Here is a 19,992-nt window from a genome sequence, read left to right on the forward strand (position 1 = left end):
TCTGAAATATAGACTCCACCGTCGGACGCTTGGGTGACAGCAATGGGCGTACTTAGCGTTGTGGCACTGGCAGCACCTGCCGTAGAAGTCGAAAACCCTGGTTGCCCATAACAACTGTAGGAATCGAAGTATTTTTCGGAAAATGTAACACTCGATTGTTTGCCATATCCACTGCATACAAACCATCGTCTTGATTCATTCCCAATCCACGAACATTACTTAAGGAATTGGCACTAACAACATTTCCGAAACAAGTTCCACTAGAATCAACATTCGCCAAGTCACAATTGTAGAATCCGAACTGTCCATAAACCCTTGTCGAAGCGGTTGTATTTGATGGATAGAATAACACTCGGTTGACACCCGAAATATAGACTCCTCCCGAAGAATCGCCAACCACCCCATAAGGAGAACTTAAACTTTGATTAGTCGGTGATCCTGATGCGCAGGATCCAACATTATGTGCGGAATTACAAGTAAATGACCCGTATTGTCCATAGACCATTGTTGCACTTGTATCTACAACTTGAAGAGTGATCGTAAAAACACCATAACCTGGGTTACTTCTAGTAATGGTAATTGGCGTAGGTTCTGTGATGGCAGCAGTGGTACCTTTAATTTCACCCGAAAATGAATCAAAAGTGAGTCCTAAAGGCAACGTACCCTGTACCGAATAACTAGAGTTAGACTTATTTTTGGGTATGATAGAAACAGGAAAGTTTAAATACAATCGGTAACTCGAAAACTTATATTCAAACGGAGGAACATTTACTAAATGATAACCACAGTATTGGGACTCAGCGGTAGTTACTGATTGGAAAAATAAAGAGGAAATGTAGGATGCAGATTTTGGATCACAGTTATTATTAAGAGCCTCTGGTTTACAAAAACTCGCTACTAAAATGGGGAATAATAAAAATAAACTTCGGAATTTGTAAGGGGTTTGCATTATAAAAAATTGTATGAATCTAGTGAAATTAATTATATTTAAATTTTATAATTCGATAATCAAATATTGGCAAAATAAAAAATAACTTATCAACTAAAATTTTAATACAGGTGTGACAAAGTGAATGTTTTTTGCGACGGAATGTAAAGATAGATCGTACAGAAAAAAATCCAAATATCTTTCTGAAGGGGATTGCTTGGGGAAATCCTTAAAATCAAAGGTGGTGGTGCAGTTTCCTACTCCTCTAGCGAAATATATGAATTTATCTTTTATTTTCAAAAATTAGACTAATTGGTCTTTTTTTGATTCACCCTTCGAAACTAACAAATATTTGGATATAGAAAAATTAATACAATGAATGGAAATTTGAAACAAAGTTTTAAAACCATTAGAAATCATTTTAAAATTAGATTCATCACAAAACCGCTAAAAATGGTTCAAACCTGTTTCTGGAACATTTTTAGCGGCAAAAGTTCACTTTTTTCACAAGCTAATAGAAATTAGTTGTTCATTAGGATTCCCCGAATGGTATCAGCATTATTGAATATTCTGGTTACTTTCTAGGTTGAAAATATATGCGAATTCCAAAATCAATCTTTCTATATTTCTTTCTTGTTTTATTCACCAATCGTTGTCTTTTACTTCTCCCAAATGGAAATAACCAACAAGACTTAAGTCCTTTTGCTTTTTTACTCGGCCTTTTGGGTGGATCCCCATCCTCTACTCAAAACTTAACCCCAGGTGCCACCGTAGATCTGTCAGGTGATGGAAAACCAGACGGAACCTTAGTGGATTCTGATGGGGATGGAGTTTCCGATGGAATCAACCTCACCGGGGGCACGACTCCCAATTTAATCTTAATCGATACCAATGGAGATGGAACTCCCGATGCCGTCGATTCCAATGGGGACGGGTTGCCAGATTATTACATTAGTCCCTACCCTCCTGGATTTCTTACCACAGGTCCTGGGGGATCAGGAAATCCCGTGGTTATCATTGTGGATGGAAATGGCAATGTCCTCGGCTTTGATACCGATGGAGATGGAACACCCAATGATACTGCAATCGTTACCATCCTCGGTGATACCACTCCCCCTATCATCACCAGTTCCTTGTTAACCGGAACTTTCTCCACATCACAAACAACAACTCTGACTTGTTCGGATAACAAAGCACCAGGATCTATCGTTTATACCTTAGATGCATCGACTCCCAGTTTTTCCCCAAAACAAGGAACGGTCATTGCTTCTTCTTCCAAAGCAGTTTCCTTATCCACAGAAGGAACCCATACACTCCAAGCCATCTGTCGGGACTTAGCTGGAAATCTATCCACGCCAATTAGCATCGTTTATACGATCGATACCAAAATTCCGGCATTGACACTTGTGAGCCAATCGACAACAGCCATCAGTGCATCCGCGGGAGCCATTAATAATTCCACAGCTACTTGGAAATCGGATCGCTCTGGGACTTTTACCATACGCGAAGGAAGCTCTTGTGATTCAGGAACCATTGCCACTACTGGATCTGTCACAGCAGGCGTTGACCAAGGTTTTGTTCTTTCCCATACTCATTTTACTGGGGAAGGTACAAAGACTTACCGCATCTGTGTCACAGCTTCCAATGGATTGACAGGATTTGTTTCTGTTAGCTTGCAAAGAGATGATACAGCACCAGTTGTCACAGCTGATCCAGGAGCAGGAAATTACGGAACGGCAACTTCTGTTTCCCTTTCTTGTTCTGATACCGGTGGTGCTGGTTGTGATCAGATCGCCTATGCAGTGCAAGCTGGTTCTGTACCTACAAACCCTGCCATCCAAGGAACTACAGGAACCATTAGTAGTGGGACTTTATACGCAAGTGCCATAGCCATGACCGATGGTGCTGTCACTTATACTAAGTTTGTGGCTCGTGACAAAGCGGGGAATGTTTCCGGTGTGAGCTCGCAAAACTATACAGTGGACACACAAGTGGCCACCATCACAGTGAATTCGCATACAGCGGCCATCAATGGGTCGTCGAATGTTTCTCTCAGTTGGCAGAGTTCAAAGGCTGGTTCTTACCAAATCCGAATTGGTGGAAGTAGTTGTGCGAATGGAACAGCTCTTACCAATACAGGTTCTAATGCCAATGTTGTAGGCAATGCAATTGCCACAACAGATATCACCACAACCATTGCAAACTCCCACTTTGCCGAAGAGGGTAATACGATCCGAATCTGTGTCGCAAACCTTGTCGGTAACTTTGGATCGACGACTCGCGCAACCAACAAAGACACAACAGCACCGGTGGTAACAATGGCCTCTCCTTCTGGATCGGGACCCTTTGCTTCAGGAACCCAACTCCAACTTAGTTGTTCTGACACCGGTGGATCTGGTTGCGATAAAATCATTTATTCTTCGAATGGCACTGAACCGACATTTGACGGAAGTGGTTCTGTCACCAATGGAACTGTGTATACTTCTCCCGTTGCACTTGCCAATGGAAGCAATCAAGTCAAATACTTGGCTCGTGATTTGGCGGGAAACCTAAGCAGTGCAGGAAACCAAAGTTTTCACGTGGGGCCACCCAATGCTCCTGCTTTTGTGGAAGCACAAGCGGGTGGAACGAGTGCCGTAGTTCAGTGGTGGCCAGTCAGTGGTGCCACATCGTACACAGTGTACTATAGCACAAGTCCAGGTGTGACTACGGCATCGACTAGTTTTGGTCCGGTGACGGATCCGTATGCAACGATTGCAGGACTTACTGGTGGGACATTGTATTACTTTCGAGTGCTGGCGAATAGCCCTGCGGGAGCAAGTGCAATATCGCTATTAGAAGCTGGTGCGTTGACAACGGCAACACCTCCGGGGACAAGTGAAACGGGAATGCATGTGGACATATCTGCGGGACAAGGGACTGGTTCCGGTCTTGACTCCAGTATAGTCATTGATCCAGTCAATGGAAAGCTGTTGGTTGTCACACGCAACGGAGCGAATAGTAACAAGCCGAGTCTTTTTCGATGTAATTTGGATGGAACAGTTTGTACTCACACAGATATATCTGCGGGACAAGGGACTAGTTCTGGACAGAATCCCGGTGTTGTTTTAGACTCTGTCAATGGAAAGTTACTCGTTGTAACTTGGAATTACGGTAATGGCTCCAAACTCAGTCTTTTTCGATGCAATCTTGACGGAACTAGTTGCACGCATACGGATTTATCCGCGGTTACTGGGCAAGGGTATAGTTCTGGGCAGTATCCCAGTGTTGCTTTGGATTTTGCCAATAAAAAATTGCTCGTTGTTACTCGGAACGGAACGAACATTCAAAAACCGAGTCTTTTTCGTTGTAATCTAGATGGAACAGCCTGCACCCATACAGACCTGTCCGTTGGACAAGGCTATGGTTCTGGATATTTTTCCAGTGTTGTTGTAGACCCTTTCAATGGAAAGTTACTCGTAGTTACTATGAATGGTGCGAACTCTAACAAGCCGAGTCTTTTTCGATGTAATTTGGATGGAACAGTTTGTACTCACACAGATATATCTGCGGGACAAGGGACTGATTCTGGTTCTAATCCCCGTGTTGTCTTAGACACTGTTAATGGAAAGCTACTCGTTGTAACTTGGAATTATGGTAATGGCTCCAAACTCAGTCTTTTTCGGTGCAATCTTGACGGAACTAGCTGCGCACATACGGATCTATCCGCGGTTACTGGGCAAGGAAATGGTTCTGGGCAGAATCCCAGTGTTGCTTTGGATATTGCCAATGGAAAGTTACTCGTAGTTACTATGAATGGTGCGAACTCTAACAAGCCGAGTCTTTTTCGATGTAATCTAGATGGAACCGCTTGCAGCCACACTGACATATCTTCGGGACAAGGTCAAAATTCTGGATATTTACCTAGTACCGTGCTAAACCCAGCTAACGGAAAATTGCTCGTTGTTACTCAAAATGTAGCCAACTCAGGCAAACCTTCCCTCTTTATCTGGTAACCAATCCCGCGCTAGGGATCTGAAGGGCTTGGTCGCTTACCAGCGTTAGATGGTAGGCGACGGGAGCGTAAGCGCACCCCGGAGGAGCCCGGTCGTTTTAGGTAAGGAAATCCATTTTTCTAAACTGTAGAATCCGTACCTTCCAACTTCGCCACATAAGGAAGATTGCGGTATCTGCCTTTGTAGTCCAAACCATAACCTACTAGAAATTCGTCTTCGATGATAAAACCAGGATAATGAACAGGAATGTGTGGATTGGCTTTTGATTTTTTCCAAAAGAGGGCCGCTACTTTTAAGTCTTTGGGTTTTTGTTTTCCCACTTCTTCCAAAAGGTACTCTAAGGTTTGGCCTGTATCTACAATATCTTCCACAAGAAGGACCGATTTATTTTGAACTGACTTTTTTAACTCTTTGGTGATTTTTAGATTTCCAGATGTGGTTCCATCTCCATAAGAAGAGGCAGCCATAAAGTCTACCTCGTGTGGAATGGCAATACTCCGGCAAAGATCTGCAGTGAAGATAAAACCACCATTTAAGATTCCAACAACGACTAAGTCCTTACTTAAGAAATCTCGCGAAATCTCTCGTGCCAATTCCTCAACACGGTGGTGGATTCTTTCTTCAGAATATAAAGGTTTCATTCTTTACCTATTTGCCCAGGGATCCAGAATACCGACAATTGGCAACTGCCCCAACTAAGATCTTTCCATGAATCTTTGGAAAAACTCAAGCCGAGAAATGCGGCTGTCGGAAATTTCTGAAAGTGAGAAACCTCTGAATCCCCAAACAGGAGGGAACTTCCTAACTCTTCTAACCCAGGATTGTGTCCAACTAAGCAGACGGAACGTACGGAAGCGGACAAACCATGTAATAAAAAAAGGAGGTCTTCTTTGTCTGCATCATAAATGGCATCTCGTAATTCTGGTTTTGGGAACCGTAAGATTTCTTTACGGAGGTTCGCATAAGTTTTTTGGGTTCGTTCTGCAGGGGAAACCAAAGATTGGTCGAATTCAAAACGACTTTCTTTTAAATATTCTCTTAAGGCTTTCGATTGTTCCTTTCCACGACGAGAAAGTGTCCGTTCCAAATCAGAATCATATGGTTCGTCCCATTCCGATTTGGCATGACGGAGTAAATAGATTTGTTTCATACTAATAGATTAGTCGAAATCAAAGTTCAGAAAATCACGAATTGACTATTTTTGTATTTCTTTTTCGTATTTGGAAATCAGTTCGTTGTTGTTTTTACAGGAGAATTTGGTTCTCATTTGATTGAGATGGTATTCTACAGTTTTTCTAGACTTTTGGATGCGATTTGCCACTTCGTTTTGTGACAACCCTTGGACTAATAAATTCAGAATTTCCATTTGGAAAGCAGAGAAAGGAAGTTGCACTTTGCTCACACCATCTGAAACAAAGGACCCACCTTTCATCACAAGTTCGATGACTTCAGGCAGTTTGGAAATTGGGTCAGACTTAAGCATATATCCATCTGCTTTTGCTTTCAAAGCGTCCTCTACATAAACCCGGCTACCATGCAAAGAAAAGATAATGACTTTTGTAGGTTGGTGTTTTTCTTTAATCTCACGTAATACATCGATCCCATTACGATCTGGCAAATCGATGTCCAAAACTAAAAGATCAATGGGATTCGATTCTAAAAAATGAAACAAATCAGCAGCGGTTCGAAATTCTCCGGAAAGAGAAAAGAAAGGATTGGATTTCAGGATAGATATGATTCCTTCAGTGACAACGGAATGATCTTCTAAGATAGCAATTTTAACAGATTCCACAGCCTTATGATTCTCAGCGCATTCTTCTCATCCATCCAAAAATATTTTTCAGACTTACTTATTTTTTGTAGATATCCCTTAATTTTGGGTCTTTTGTTCTTTGGGACCGCCTCTTGCCGGTTTGATGCTTACCCAACCTTACTTGCAAAAGATGGTGTGATGGATGTCCAAACTGTTGATTTTTCAGGGGAAACGATAAATCTTGCTGGAAAATGGGAATTTTATTGGAATGAATTTTTAGATCCAAAAGGGACTGCTCCAGAACAAAAATCCTACTTAAAAGTGGGGGTTCCTTGGTTTTCTCAGGAAAATGAGGATGGAGAGGTTTATCCAAGTTTTGGATTTGGAACTTACCGCCTAACGGTTATTCTGCCGGAATTTACTTCTAATACCGAACCGTTTGCACTGTCTATTCCTGCTTTACATAGTGCTTATAAAATTTTTGTCAACGGCGAGTTGGTTGCAGAAAATGGAACCATTGCGAGCACCGCAGATTTCCACCGTCCCTCGTTTCATTCCAAAATCATTCCTCTGATTGGAGTTTCAAAGAAAGTAGATTTGGTTATCCATATCTCAAATTTTTCGCATAAGTATGCGGGCATTCATGGTCTTATTCGTTTAGGAAAACTGCAAAATATCATCCGAATATGGAATGTTAATTTTACAGTTTCTTGGATCATTATGATCTTTATGGTTTTTTTGGCCATTTATCATGCGTTAGTGTACTTTATCAATCGCTCTGAAAGAAATGCACTTCGAATGTCTTTTGTATATTTAGGAATATTAATTCTTTCTTCCACTTTAATGGAGACTCGAATTTTATTTAACCTTCTTTCTGATGATTATTGTATTCCTTTGTTTCGATTTTCTCGCATCGGATTTGTTTTGGTTTTATACTTTGGAGGTTATATTGTTCTGAATATGCCTCAAATGCGTTTTTTCAAACGTATGTTAGTTTTCTTAAAAATTTATGCACTGATTTTTCTGATTGTAGCTATTTTCACACCAATTTCTCATCTTGCAGAAATATCTTTCCGTTTTGAAATCCTTTCCGGTGCTTTTGTATTTTTAGGACTTCTATCTGTGTCACTTGCCTTATACTTTCATCGAAAGGAAAGCAGATTGTATTTTTTCAGTTTGTTATTGGCAACCATTGGCGGTTTTATCGATATACTTTTGATTGCCAATCCCACTTTTGGATATAGACCTTTGGGTCTAGTTTCTTTATATTTATTTATTTTTCCGCAAACATTAGGTGTTACATTTGGTTTAGTTCGTGTGTATAAACGGTCCGAATCCTTATCAAAAGAATTATACAAAAGAAAGGAAGCCCTAGAAAAAAAAGTAAAAGCTCGTACAATGGAGTTGGAGAAGGCAAACCGCTGGAAAGCTAATTTTGTCTCTCTTATTTCACATGACTTACGTTCGCCGCTAAATAGTGTGAATCAAATTTTGGATGTCATTGATTTTAGTTTTAGTGAAACCACTGCGGAAGAAAAAAAGAAATTTTTAGAAATTTGTAAAACTGGGGTAACACAGTCCTTACGAATGTTAGAGCAGCTACTCGATGTAAGTCGATTTGATGCTTTCGGAACTAAACTCATTCAATCTCGATTTTGTGTAAATGAGTTACTGAACGAAATTATTGAATCTGTAGAACCACTTGCCACACTCAAAGGCATTCGCATCCAAAAAGAAACTCCTATCCAAGCAGAAATCATTGCCGATCGTACATTGATTGGAGAGGTATTTAAAAATATTCTTACCAATTCTATCAAATATTCTTATTTGAATTCAGAAGTATGGGTAGGGCTTGCTTATAAGGGAAAATGGCTTTCCGTTGAAATTCGGGACAGGGGTTTGGGTATGAGTGAAGAACAAATTCACAGACTCACCAGTGAAGAAACAATCAAAAGTTTGCCAGGAACTGCGGGGGAACGGGGAACGGGCCTTGGCTTGCAATTGTGTAACAATATTTTAGAAGCCCATTTCGGAAAATTGAGAATCAAATCTGTATTAGGTGTTGGTTCTTCTTTTGAAATTTCATTATCAAAAAGTACTAAGTCAGTGCTTCTTGTTGATGATTCGGGAAATTTTAGATCGGATCTAGCGGAGGTTATGCGAAGAAATCAATGGATTGTAATTGAAGCCGGAAACGGAGAGGAGGCTTTGTCACATTTATCTAGGATTACACCATCGCTGATTATTACTGATTTACGCATGCCTGGTATGAATGGAATTTCATTAATCCATGAGTGGGAAGGACGTCGTAATGTAGACCAAAAAATTCCGATCATTCTAATTAGTTCCGATGCCCCTCTTTCTGGTGGTGATAAATTTTTGGAAGAGGAAGGATTAGAAACCATCGTATCTGCTTATTTTTCAAAAATGTATAAGGCAGAAGATCTCTGCCAACAAATAGAGTCGATTTTAGAGTAACACTCGTTCCATGTGATTTTTGATATGAAGGCTATGTGCCACGTCATATTCTTCTTTTGTGAGTTCACCATAGGCAAAATGAGGTCTAAGGGAAGATTCTTTGGTTTTGGAAAAATCATCAATGGCTTGGATGAGTCTTTTGATTCCCATCTTCAGTTCAGTTGCATTAGAAATATCCTCTGCACCAGGAATGGGTTCCTCTAATCCGTGATTCATTTTATTTTTAAATGCAAAAACAGAAAAAGCAATTTTCCCTACGGAACCTCGGAAAAGTGCTGATTTCATTTCTGGATAACCATTCATAGAATACTCAATACTTTGGGCGCAGTGGGCAAAGACTTTTCCTGGGCTCCAATTGCCTGCTAACTGAATTCCTTTTGGATCCGATTGTAAACTAACAAGTAATGTACGGAAATCGGAAAGATCTTCTGCATCTAACCAAGGAGATTCTTTTGTGTTCTTCGAGGAAACTTTTTCTTCTTCGGGTTTGGATTCACTTTGGAGTGGAAGTTGGAGAACTGTATACAGTAAAGCGGAGCGTTTGATAAACTCTTTTCGTTTCATTAGAATCTTCCTTTAAATTTATTTTTTTTCTGGTTTCGATCTGAGTTTCATATTTAGGAACTCCACAATCACAGAAAAACACATCGCAAAGTAAATATAACCTTTCGGAATGTGTAGTTCCAAACCTTCGCCAAGTAAGGCAACACCTATTAAAATTAAAAAACTAAGTGCAAGAATTTTGATTGTGGGATGGCTGTCTACGAAATCAGAAATACTTCCGCTGGATAATAACATAAATCCTACAGATAAGATGACTGCGGCAATCATCACACCTAATTGGTCCGTCATCCCGACAGCTGTGATAACAGAATCTAAAGAGAAAACAATATCTAAAATCATAATTTGAATGATGACTTTAGTAAAAGAGATTTTTTTACCTGTATCGCCGCCTAATCCTTGTTCGCCTTCTAATTTGTGGTGGATTTCCGTGGTAGACTTGGCAATGAGAAAGAGTCCTCCTAAAATCAAAATGATATCACGGCCACTGATAGAATGGTTTAGGATGGTAAAAATGGGTGATGTGAGTTTCATTATAAAGGAAAGGGAAAACAAAAGAAGAATCCGAGTTAACATGGCCAACATAAGACCAACTTGCCTTGCTGACTTTTGTTTGGTTTTTGGTAATCGCGACGATAAGATGGAAATAAAGATAATGTTATCAATGCCTAGGACAATTTCCAAAGCGGTTAAAGTAAAAAGAGCAAGCCAAATCGTGGGATCGGAAAGAATTTCTATCATAACATCCTAAAGTCTAAAAAATATAAAAGGAATCAATCTAATTCCAAATCATTAGATTCACAAACTTGGTGTTAACGTTCATAAAAAAACCAACCAGCACATTCACCCACCAAACGAACCCCCTTCCAATGGATTAAATTTTCTTTCGATTCCGTCACACCCCAAATAAATGTTTCAAACGGTTTTTCCCCGAATCCTTTGTCCCAAGATTTGTTTGAGATCCAAGGATAGTAGATTCCGTCTTTTGTAAAAGGAACTAAGGTCCATGATTTGTTAGAGAAGGCGTAAATGTATTTGATCGGCCAATAGGTGGCAGCTCCGGGAATTTCTTCGTGAAACTTGGAAAGACATTCCAACTTCTCGGTTCGTTTTAATTCACCTGTTTGAATGTCCTTTATCAAATTTGGGTATTTTTCATAGTAAAAAAATACAATTCCCAAAAACAAAACAAAGGTGGAGATAGATCGAAGGAGATGAAAAAAATCGAACCATCGTAAGAGAATCAATAAAAGACAAAACGGTAAAAAAAATAAATAACGAAAGTTAGGTTCTATTTGAAAAACAAAAAGAGCAACAATAGAGAGGAAAGGAGATAAAAGAAATACGATTTCTAAAAAACTTTTTTTCCCTTCAAAACGAAAAAATAAAGTGAAAATATAAATTCCCAATAAAACAAAATACCAATAAAACCAATCGGCAAATACTGGGTGTTTGGTGACGGATTCTGTTAGCCCAGAAAACCAAGACCCAATATCTTTAAACATCCAAATTCCAGCCGATTGGATTCGATCCATCGTGGGCAGGTCTTTGGAAGTGACGATTCCGATCCCAAAATGGCGTAAACCCCATTGCCAAACTTTTCCCAATCCAAATCCCAAAATCACGAGCCCAACGGGAAAGATTGATTTTTTTTGTAAGTTCACCACCGCATACACCAATAGGAAAGGTGTTATGTGGACAAAAAACCAATACTCGGAGATCCAAATGAGAGAAATCACAAACAAAAAACGGACCGTCTGCACTCGGTTTGTTTGTTCCCAATGATTGATTTCCCAAAGTGTATAACTTGCGAAAAAAAAGATCATCGCATGAAATGCTGGAAAATAAAATTGTCCAAGATCGTTTGGATAAGTCCCTGCCAGAGCTAAAAAACCCAAGGAAAACAAATAGGATTTTTTCTTAGGAATTCCAAGTGCCTTGGCTAGGTAAAATGGCATCACAAAGGATAAAAATCCAAAGGCAAAGTGAAACCAGTACACGGACTTTAAGACAGGGTAAAAGACGATCGCAAGAACAATCTCAGGAAATAAATAGGAACAAGGAGGAAGGTTCCATCCACGAACCCCTGCCCATCCACTGGTCCAAAAATCCCTAGCAAAGAGATAAGGGTATAAAATATCGCTATCTGTCCCTTCCCCTAAATGGTTTTCGTAAATGGCATCATAAAACAGATGAAAGGTGCTAAATAAAATAAGTAAGATTAGGATTGGTTTTAAATTTCGCAATTTCATCAAAAAATCACTGGCAATCGGAAATCATATTTCTTTTCATCTGTCAAACTTGATTAAAAAATTCAACCTTCGACCATACAACCAACACTAGTAACTAGGACATTTTCTTTCAAAAGTTTTGAATCGCTCCGGAAAATCAAGTTCCACTAAGATTCGTTTGTCGGCAATGAACGGATGTGGAAACTCCAATCGTTTGGCAAAAAGTAAGAGCCCATACTGAGTATAATCCTTTGCGGAGCGAGAATACAAAGTATCACCTACCACAGGGCATCCGATTTTTGCCATATGAACACGAATTTGGTGGGTACGACCCGTTTCTAATCCCAGTTTCATCAAACTAAATTTACGTCCGGTTTGTGTTTGGACAATTTTTTCCGTTTTGTAATGGGTGATGGCCATTCGTCCATCTTCACGCACACACATCTTTACTCGTTCTACTGGATGGCGACCAATGGGTAAGTTGACAGTTCCTTCGGATTCCACGGGTGCTTGCAAAACCCAAGCGTAGTAAGTTTTATCCACAAGCCTATCTTGGAACATTTTGGAAAGGGCTGCATGGGCACGATCGGTTTTGGCAATGATAAGGACACCTTCTGTGGGTTTGTCCAAACGGTGCACAATTCCTGGACGACGTTCACCACCTGTGGCCGATAGGTTTTTGAACTGGTGTAACAGTCCATTCACTAAGGAAGGTTGGTCATCTCCTGGGCCGCTATGGCAAGCGATTCCTGGTTTTTTATGGATAACCATAAATTCATCCTCATCATAGAGAACAGGAATGTCCATCGGGATGGGTTCTAGTCGCGATGGAGGTCTTGCGATCACATCCACGACATATTCTTCACCTACCGTCACTTTAGATCCATTTTTAGTGGCCAATTGCTCTTTGGTTTTGTTTGTCACAAATCCAGAATCAATCCACTTTTGAACAGTAGAACGGCTGAGATCGTCTCCGGCATTGTCTTTTAGAAAGACATCTAGGCGACTTTGGTCATAATCTTCGGAAACAGTTACAAATATTTGCATTTTCGGTTGTTATCTAATGAAAAGAACTAAACTATGGAAACATTAAGGTAGGTCAACTGATGAAAAAAGGATTTTTTTTAAGCCTCATCCTCCTCGCAGGTCTTTCGCTTTCATTAACGAACTGTTCGTCTTCTGAAGAAAAAGAAACTCCCAAAGACACAACTTCTTCCACTACGGGAACTACATCCACTGTATCTTCCAGAGATCTCAATGCAGCTCTTTTGGACGAAATCAACGTAGCACTCAAAGACTACCGTTATCCAGATGGTGTTCGTCGCAGAGGTTTTAGCTACAAACAAGCGGACATCCAAGCTGAAGATTTCAAAACTTGGGCAAAAGACAATGTTTCTTACATCAAAGATGCTCTTGCAAAACTTCCTGAAGGATACGCTCTTGAAGTGACTGGTCACGCAGACGCTTCCGGTCCAGAAGAAGCAGAAGGTGCTAAAAAAGGAAACGGATACTATTCACAAATTCGTTCTGATGCTGTGAAAGACGCTCTTGTAAAACAAGGAATTCCTGCTGACAGAATCGTTACAAAAGCTGCTGGTTCTTCTAAACCAATTTCTGGTTTTGATGAAAAAGACGGAATCAACCGCCGTGTGACTTTCCAAGTTGTTTCTAAATAGGAAATTTAATTTTCTTACCTAGAGACTTCTCTCTAAATCAAACCCACCCTATGGTGGGTTTTTTTATACCCGATGAGGTTTTGCAAGCAATATAGATTGGTTGGTTTAAAAGTTTGGACGCCTCGGACTTGTTATGCGAATCCACAATTTTTTCTATACCGACCGCGCTTTTCGTTCCAATCCTATTTAAAAATAAAATTTTTTGAACAGGATTCTTTCTGTTGCACGATTTATCTCCCATGAGGATATTTGTATCTTGAATATTGTTAGTTGGAGATATTCTCTGAAATCTAAATTGAGAGTTCTCTGTTTTTGATATCAATTTAATTCAACTATTTAAGGTATCTGATTATGTTAAAATATCGTGCAGAAATTGATGGCCTTCGGGCTATTGCCGTCTTATCAGTAATTTTTTTTCACGCAGGCTTTAGTTTATTTAAGGGAGGTTTTGTAGGAGTTGATGTTTTTTTTGTTATTAGTGGATATTTAATAACCAGTATTATATTGAATGAAGTAGAAAATAATAGTTTTTCGATTTTTAACTTTTATGAGCGAAGGATACGAAGAATTTTACCTTCATTATTTTTTATAATGTTAACCTGTATCCCCTTTGCTTGGTTAATTCTAGAACCAAAAGATCTAGACAGTTTCTTTAAAAGTTTGAAAGCAATTCCCACATTTACTTCCAATGTTTTTTTCTGGAAAGATGTAGATTATTTCGAAACTGCCTCTGAGTTAAAGCCATTAATTCATACTTGGAGCCTAGCTGTTGAAGAGCAGTATTATGTTGTTTTTCCAATTTTGTTCTTAATAATAAGAAAGGTAAGGAAACGAACGAACGAACGAACGAAGTATAATTCTTATTCTGCTTGCTTGTCTTTCGGTATTAAGTTTTTTTTATGCACAGGTTTTATCTGTAAAAAACCCATCAAAAAACTTCTTCCTACTGCCATCACGATTCTGGGAGATTTCTCTGGGAGGATTTATCGCCTTTCTCCCTCCTTATGTTTTTAATATCAAAAAATTTTATAAACAATGTCTTGAAGCTCTTGGCCTTTTACTGATCTTATTATCAATTTTTCTTTTTTCGAAAGAAATCCCCGTTCCAAGTTTTGTCGCACTTGCCCCAACCTTCGGTACAGTGTTGATCATTATGTATGCTAGTCCAGATACGAATATTGGAAAGTTATTGAGTTGGAAGCCTATTGTTTTCGTAGGGCTAATTAGCTATAGTGCCTATTTGTGGCATCAACCTTTATTTGCATTTAACCGGTATTACATAGGTCAGAACGATCTTGGAACAAAATTAACATATGTTTTAATATTTTTTACTTTGCTCTTGGCCTGGCTCACGTGGAAATTTATTGAAATGCCCTTTAAAAATAGAAATCGCTTCAATAGGTCATTCATTTTTAAGTTCAGTATCATTCTAAGTTTATTTTTTCTTCTTTTCGGATATAGTTTTTCGAAAGTATTCAAAGATTATGAAGCGGAAGAGAAAACGGCAAGTTTATTAACCAAGCATTCATCTGTTTATTTTACGAGTATTCGTAATGAGGCTGTTTTTATGGAGCATCTAATTAATGCACAAATAACATCTCCCGACATTGTTGTGATTGGTTCTTCGCGGATTATGCAGATAAGAAGTCCCGATCAAAGGAAATTATTGAATCTAGGGATTAGCGGGAGTTCTTTCAGGGATATTATTGGAATGACCTATCTTGTAGATAAAAAATTAAAACCTAGCATTATCTTTATTGGCGTGGATCCGTGGTTGTTTAGCGCGCTAGATAATATAGATGCCAGGTATAAAAGTTTAGAAAAAGCATACTTTAGCTCTCTTGGACAAGTTCAAGCCGATAAAAATTCAAATGCTTCTGAATTTAAAAATTTAATTCAGAAGTTTTACGATATCACTACATTCTCGATGCAAATCCCTTCAAATGATCTCCCCGAAATTAAACCTAAAAAAAGAAGCGATGGAAGTCATGTATATGACACTTTATATATTTCTAAGTCACAAGATGAAATTGAAGCAGGTTTTGAGGGTTTATTGAAATACAATGATGTACAAAATTACTCTAAAAAAAGTCATTTTAAGAAAGTTAAATCACTAGAATATGAGTTTATAAAGTTTATTGAAGCACAGAGCCTAAAAAGAAATGTGGTGCTTGTTTTATCACCCTATCATCCTAAACTATTTGAACGAATGAAAAAAGAATTATCAGTTATTATAGAAATTGAGAAAATCTTTAGAAAAGTTGCAAAGGAACGCAATATTCAAATTACAGGATCCTATGATCCATTTGTTGCAGGTTGCAATATTGAGGAGTTTTTTGATGGTATGCACCCAAAAGATTCGTGCATGAATAAAATCGTAAGTACCATTCATTAAGATTATAAATAAATGAAAAGGCTTTTGGCCATTCGCCAAAAGGTAAACAAAGAGTTGATCAAACGAGGAGTTATCACCTAATGTAATTGTTAGTTGTTATTTTATCCTCCACTTTCTGTCTGTTTGGCTATTTGCGTAACTCAGATCCTCGCATCGCAGGCATTTTCGATGATCAAATGGCCCCGTTTCTGATTTTCTTTGTGGTTCACAATTTAGATTTCAACCAGTATTGTTCCGCCACTGAAAAATTCTCACTCTAGAATCAGGAATATACAGCCGTTATATGGAAGAGGGAAATACTTATACTTTTGATATTTGAGAAAGGTATACACAAACGGCAACTGCAGTAGAAACCAGATTTTTTACTTTTATGATCTATGAATACCCTGGCCAGAATATCAAGCTAGCCTCGCCTATATGTGGAACAGTATTTAGGCTTTAAGACTCCTTATTCCTATCTAAACGCGCATCTTTTTTAGCGAAGCTAACGGCAGCCTCTGTATCCGACAGCGGTGAGTTGTAGCAGTTAATGAAAAATAAAAGAGATATATTGATGATAAATATAAATTTCAAAACTTCAACATTCCTTGAATCGTAGGACCGGAAAAACAAACAGTTGAGGAAGGCTCGAAAGAACAAAAAGTATTTATACCAAAGCGTAATTGAAAATCATTTAATTTATACCCTTGCCAACCAAGTTCAAACATAACGAGCGGATTTAAACCCGATCGATTCCGATCTTCTGCTATGGTATTTACATAATTTCTACCTAGCCCAACTTTTCCATAGAAATCAAGAAGAGGAGATTGCTGAAATTGATAGTGAGAATAATAGTAAATAATTCCGTTGATCATATTGATTTTGTAATCGGTATTCACTCCCCATATACCATCAAATTGTAATCCAATTCTTCCATAGCCTTGCAAATTTAAATATGCGGTTCCAAATTTAAATATAGTTGGTTCAGGGTAATATCTAAGTTGGGGGATCTATATATACCATACCCTAACCCAAGAAAGGTATTTAAAGATTCCAAGGACGAGACAAGATATTTTTTTGGCGGCGGGAAATTCTTTTCTCTATTTAGTTCCGATTTTTCTATCTTACTTTTTTCTACGTTTATGAAACCTAATTGGCTTTGTAAAATCAAACGATCTTGATCTTCTTCTATTAGATAACCAACAATTATACTCTGATTACGCAATCTAACTTTTGACAAGCCAATGCTAAAATCAGAACCATTTTTATCTTTATCAAATCTTTCTAATTCTGATTTCGGTATTCTATAATCTTTGTCTTGGAAACGAAAAAGGTAAGACCTTTCATCCTCAGAAACTAACTTTCCCAAAAATTTATCGCCAGAGACTAATTCTATTTCAGCAGAAAATAGAGAAAAAGGAAATATGAGAATCATACAACCAAATAATGCGCGAAGTAACTTTATTCTCATCATAATCGTATAAAAGAATGCAATTTAATTATATGATCAATTATTCCGAGTATTTCAAACACAAAGAATTTCCTCTTCGATATAAAGAATAAATGATCTTATATTTTTTTTCGATATAGACATCTTCAGAATCAAACTCCATACATTTCACTTTTGTGTTTAATTCGGAAATCCCAAAATTTTTACGAATGAAAAAATTACCAAAATAGAAAACCTTTCCATAGAAATCAGGATTTTTTATGAACATATTTTTCTCTTTGTCATATGTAACTTTTTCCTCTAATGAATACTTATATTTTTTACTATCACTCGTTTCACTGCTAGTCTTAAAAGAATTACAAGATGACATCAAAATTATTATTAAGACAAATTCGACTTTATTTATTATTCTCATATTTTATCAGGTAGCCCGTTATAATATACTGATCTGAATTGGTCTGCACATAAATCAAACCAGGTGTTGGAACAATATAAATTTGTGTTTCATTCTTAAATGCGGCATTTTTATGAATAGTTAGGTCTTCTATTTCATCATAGTCAAACACACTTTCTACTGGAAAAATTACACCTTGAATATCAACTCTAGAATTGCTAAGTAATTCTCTTCCCAAAATTTGCAATATATCCTTTGATTCCAGTTCGACTTTTTCATCTAAGCTAAATTGAATTTTAAAAGGAATTCTTGTTCTCGGTTCAATTTTTTTCTCTTTACGTTCAAGCATAATTATCGGAATATTCGACTGACACCCACAAAGTGAAAGAAGAATCGTTAAACAAAATGACATAAACTTCATGGCGTAAACCCCCAATGTTCATTATCTAAATAATAGCTTAGAAGATAAAGAGGCCCAACTATTACAAAACCTATAGATATAGCCCCACCAGCCGATGCAAGTATATCTAAATAGACATCTCCCCATGAATAAAAGAAATAATTCAAAAATTTAGATATTCCTAAATCAGAAAACGTAATGCCAAATTTAAACTTTTCACTAATGGTAAATAATCTTCCAGTTTGATCCAATACCCTTTGAATTCTATCTATCCTATTTTCCGCGTTATCTTCCTTTCGCTTATCTTTATTTCTACCATTTAAATATGCCGAGATTATATATAATTCTTTGTTTTGAATGTCTTTGGTAATCAAATAAGCAGCAAATGCCATTTTCCAAGATTTTATCTAATTTGGCTTTCATATAAATACTCATTTTCATAATATGAGTAACCAAGATCACTAAAAGTAGACTCAAACATTGGCGTATGCCTTTTGAATTTAAATAAATTCAAAATAGAAATTGAATAAAAAGTGCCTAAATGATACACCCTTTTCCGGCCATTATTTTCAAAAATAACTGTATAACGGTAATCAGTTGAAAGTGGAATAAGTGTAAGCGAAAGTCCAAATAATGTCTCGTTTATAATGTTTTGAAGCGAGTAACGAGGCTCTAATGTTTTATCAAATTCAACTTTAATTTTCAAAATATTTTCCGATTTATTAGGACATCTTTTATTTAAATCATTAAAAGCTTTTTCTAATCCATTTTTTATACCAACAAAAACAGATGTTTCAAAGTATTTATTAGATTCAGTTACATTAACATAATAAGTACTTTCAGGATCAAAACTAACAATAATTTTCTTGCATTTCGATTGAAACAATGGTTCTGGCCATAAACTATAAATATCTTGAAAGTTCTCCGAGGAATATGCTACAGTAAAATATTCAAAAGTACTACAGTTTGCAAAAATTACAGTTAGAATCATTAATAGTTTTTTCATTTTCAATCTCACCTTTATTGAGTTACAACATATGCATAGCCTTGGCCATGATTCATTTCTTCAGGATGAGAATACTCATTGTCTCTCGGATTCTCACCACCATAATTTATACTATCGATAGTAGTCGAAAAACCAGCCAAGGCAAGATAAGGATTCAAAGTCTTAAAACCAACGATCATCATGATAATCCCGACAACAAGTTGAAAAAACCTTGGCAATGTCCATGCTTTGAGCCAAAGCTCTAGTCCTTGCATAAAAGAATTAACAGCTAAGTCCTTCTTTCTTCCCTCCATGTAACCTGCATACATAAACTTTAAAATAAAATCATGGTCTTTTTCTTTCGTGAGCATGTATGCAGCGAAGGCCATTTTCCATGATTTCCCAATATGCACTCTATCATCTGTCTTTCCTTCTATCGAGTTATAAGAACCGCCTGCCCTTTTTCCCATAGTAAAACCTATAAATAGATTTCTCACGCGATCAAAATCATAATCTGCTGGCATCAAATAATAAGCTGCCAGAGCATATTGGAGTGCTTTTGAAATATGCGGTTTCCCTAAGTGTGACGCATTTTGTCCTATTGTTTTTTCTATATATGTTTGATTTCCCCTCTCATTCCCCCTAAATTCCGCAAACGCAGCTGAAACCAGCAACCACCGGTCTCTCTCCTTCATACCTGCACTCAATAAATAAACAACTAAGGTTCCTATATAAGGAGTTTGTCGTCTAAAGTCCAGTTGGAATTC

At 37.7% G+C, this 19,992-nt stretch carries 19 protein-coding genes; 5 read left to right on the forward strand and 14 right to left on the reverse strand.

The window, feature by feature from the left end; all coding sequences use genetic code 11:
- Positions 1 to 52: 52 nt before the first annotated feature.
- Complete coding sequence (locus ND811_RS03675; RefSeq protein ID WP_265350315.1) at positions 53 to 949, reverse strand: NHL repeat-containing protein; 897 nt, start codon at positions 947 to 949, stop codon at positions 53 to 55.
- A 575-nt stretch (positions 950 to 1,524) separates the two neighbouring features.
- Here ND811_RS03675 and ND811_RS03680 point away from each other — a divergent pair.
- Positions 1,525 to 4,923 carry a chitobiase/beta-hexosaminidase C-terminal domain-containing protein gene (locus ND811_RS03680; protein WP_265350314.1) on the forward strand — a complete coding sequence of 1,133 codons (3,399 nt, stop codon included), beginning with the start codon at positions 1,525 to 1,527 and terminating at the stop codon, positions 4,921 to 4,923.
- 119 nt (positions 4,924 to 5,042) lie between these two features.
- Here the strand turns inward: ND811_RS03680 and hpt are convergent, their stop codons facing one another.
- The 3 genes from hpt to ND811_RS03695 are packed head-to-tail and all read right to left on the reverse strand — an operon-like array spanning position 5,043 to position 6,715.
- The gene (gene hpt, locus ND811_RS03685) at positions 5,043 to 5,564 is read right to left on the reverse strand and encodes a hypoxanthine phosphoribosyltransferase (protein ID WP_265350313.1); all 522 of its coding nucleotides are present in this window, start codon (positions 5,562 to 5,564) and stop codon (positions 5,043 to 5,045) included.
- A complete protein-coding gene (locus ND811_RS03690; RefSeq protein WP_265350312.1) occupies positions 5,561 to 6,073 on the reverse strand; it encodes a SixA phosphatase family protein in 513 nt (170 codons plus the stop codon). The genes hpt and ND811_RS03690 overlap by 4 nt, the downstream gene beginning before the upstream one ends.
- A gap of 45 nt (positions 6,074 to 6,118) precedes the next feature.
- On the reverse strand, positions 6,119 to 6,715 hold the full coding sequence (locus tag ND811_RS03695; protein WP_265350311.1) for a response regulator transcription factor: 597 nt from the start codon (positions 6,713 to 6,715) through the stop codon (positions 6,119 to 6,121).
- 6 nt (positions 6,716 to 6,721) lie between these two features.
- Between ND811_RS03695 and ND811_RS03700 the strand changes: the two genes are divergently transcribed.
- Complete coding sequence (locus ND811_RS03700; RefSeq protein WP_265350310.1) at positions 6,722 to 9,154, forward strand: hybrid sensor histidine kinase/response regulator; 2,433 nt, start codon at positions 6,722 to 6,724, stop codon at positions 9,152 to 9,154.
- On the opposite strand, the gene ND811_RS03705 is transcribed toward ND811_RS03700, so the two are convergent.
- From ND811_RS03705 to ND811_RS03720, 4 genes are all read right to left on the reverse strand, one after another.
- On the reverse strand, positions 9,146 to 9,718 hold the full coding sequence (locus ND811_RS03705; protein WP_265350309.1) for a DUF1569 domain-containing protein: 573 nt from the start codon (positions 9,716 to 9,718) through the stop codon (positions 9,146 to 9,148). The genes ND811_RS03700 and ND811_RS03705 overlap by 9 nt on opposite strands.
- 18 nt (positions 9,719 to 9,736) lie before the next feature.
- Positions 9,737 to 10,453: a TerC family protein gene (locus ND811_RS03710; RefSeq protein WP_265350961.1), complete on the reverse strand. Its 717-nt coding sequence runs from the start codon at positions 10,451 to 10,453 to the stop codon at positions 9,737 to 9,739.
- 74 nt (positions 10,454 to 10,527) lie between these two features.
- Positions 10,528 to 11,967, reverse strand: coding sequence for a hypothetical protein (locus tag ND811_RS03715; RefSeq protein ID WP_265350308.1), 1,440 nt, complete (start codon positions 11,965 to 11,967; stop codon positions 10,528 to 10,530).
- Positions 11,968 to 12,054: 87 nt separating this feature from the next.
- Positions 12,055 to 12,993 carry an RluA family pseudouridine synthase gene (locus ND811_RS03720; RefSeq protein ID WP_265350307.1) on the reverse strand — a complete coding sequence of 313 codons (939 nt, stop codon included), beginning with the start codon at positions 12,991 to 12,993 and terminating at the stop codon, positions 12,055 to 12,057.
- Positions 12,994 to 13,049: 56 nt separating this feature from the next.
- Between ND811_RS03720 and loa22 the strand changes: the two genes are divergently transcribed.
- From loa22 to ND811_RS03735, 3 genes are all read left to right on the forward strand, one after another.
- Positions 13,050 to 13,622 (forward strand): OmpA family outer membrane lipoprotein Loa22, encoded by a 573-nt coding sequence (gene loa22, locus ND811_RS03725; RefSeq protein ID WP_265350960.1) that lies wholly within the window; start codon positions 13,050 to 13,052, stop codon positions 13,620 to 13,622.
- Positions 13,623 to 13,973: 351 nt separating this feature from the next.
- On the forward strand, positions 13,974 to 14,636 hold the full coding sequence (locus tag ND811_RS03730) for an acyltransferase family protein (RefSeq protein ID WP_265350306.1): 663 nt from the start codon (positions 13,974 to 13,976) through the stop codon (positions 14,634 to 14,636).
- Positions 14,637 to 14,811: 175 nt separating this feature from the next.
- Complete coding sequence (locus tag ND811_RS03735) at positions 14,812 to 16,017, forward strand: acyltransferase family protein (RefSeq protein WP_265350305.1); 1,206 nt, start codon at positions 14,812 to 14,814, stop codon at positions 16,015 to 16,017.
- 569 nt (positions 16,018 to 16,586) lie between these two features.
- Here the strand turns inward: ND811_RS03735 and ND811_RS03740 are convergent.
- The 6 genes from ND811_RS03740 to ND811_RS03765 form a co-directional block, all read right to left on the reverse strand.
- Positions 16,587 to 16,943 carry a hypothetical protein gene (locus ND811_RS03740; protein ID WP_265350304.1) on the reverse strand — a complete coding sequence of 119 codons (357 nt, stop codon included), beginning with the start codon at positions 16,941 to 16,943 and terminating at the stop codon, positions 16,587 to 16,589.
- Between the two features lie 2 nt (positions 16,944 to 16,945).
- Positions 16,946 to 17,431 (reverse strand): hypothetical protein, encoded by a 486-nt coding sequence (locus ND811_RS03745; protein WP_265365513.1) that lies wholly within the window; start codon positions 17,429 to 17,431, stop codon positions 16,946 to 16,948.
- A gap of 413 nt (positions 17,432 to 17,844) precedes the next feature.
- Positions 17,845 to 18,189 (reverse strand): hypothetical protein, encoded by a 345-nt coding sequence (locus tag ND811_RS03750; protein ID WP_265350301.1) that lies wholly within the window; start codon positions 18,187 to 18,189, stop codon positions 17,845 to 17,847.
- Positions 18,190 to 18,257: 68 nt separating this feature from the next.
- The gene (locus ND811_RS03755) at positions 18,258 to 18,632 is read right to left on the reverse strand and encodes a hypothetical protein (protein WP_265350300.1); all 375 of its coding nucleotides are present in this window, start codon (positions 18,630 to 18,632) and stop codon (positions 18,258 to 18,260) included.
- A gap of 11 nt (positions 18,633 to 18,643) precedes the next feature.
- Positions 18,644 to 19,246 carry a hypothetical protein gene (locus tag ND811_RS03760; RefSeq protein ID WP_265350299.1) on the reverse strand — a complete coding sequence of 201 codons (603 nt, stop codon included), beginning with the start codon at positions 19,244 to 19,246 and terminating at the stop codon, positions 18,644 to 18,646.
- Between the two features lie 14 nt (positions 19,247 to 19,260).
- Positions 19,261 to 19,899 (reverse strand): hypothetical protein, encoded by a 639-nt coding sequence (locus ND811_RS03765; RefSeq protein WP_265365514.1) that lies wholly within the window; start codon positions 19,897 to 19,899, stop codon positions 19,261 to 19,263.
- Between the last annotated feature and the right edge of the window lie 93 nt (positions 19,900 to 19,992).

Origin of the sequence: Leptospira soteropolitanensis (assembly GCF_026151655.1) — a bacterium.
GTDB classification, from domain to species: domain Bacteria; phylum Spirochaetota; class Leptospiria; order Leptospirales; family Leptospiraceae; genus Leptospira_A; species Leptospira_A soteropolitanensis.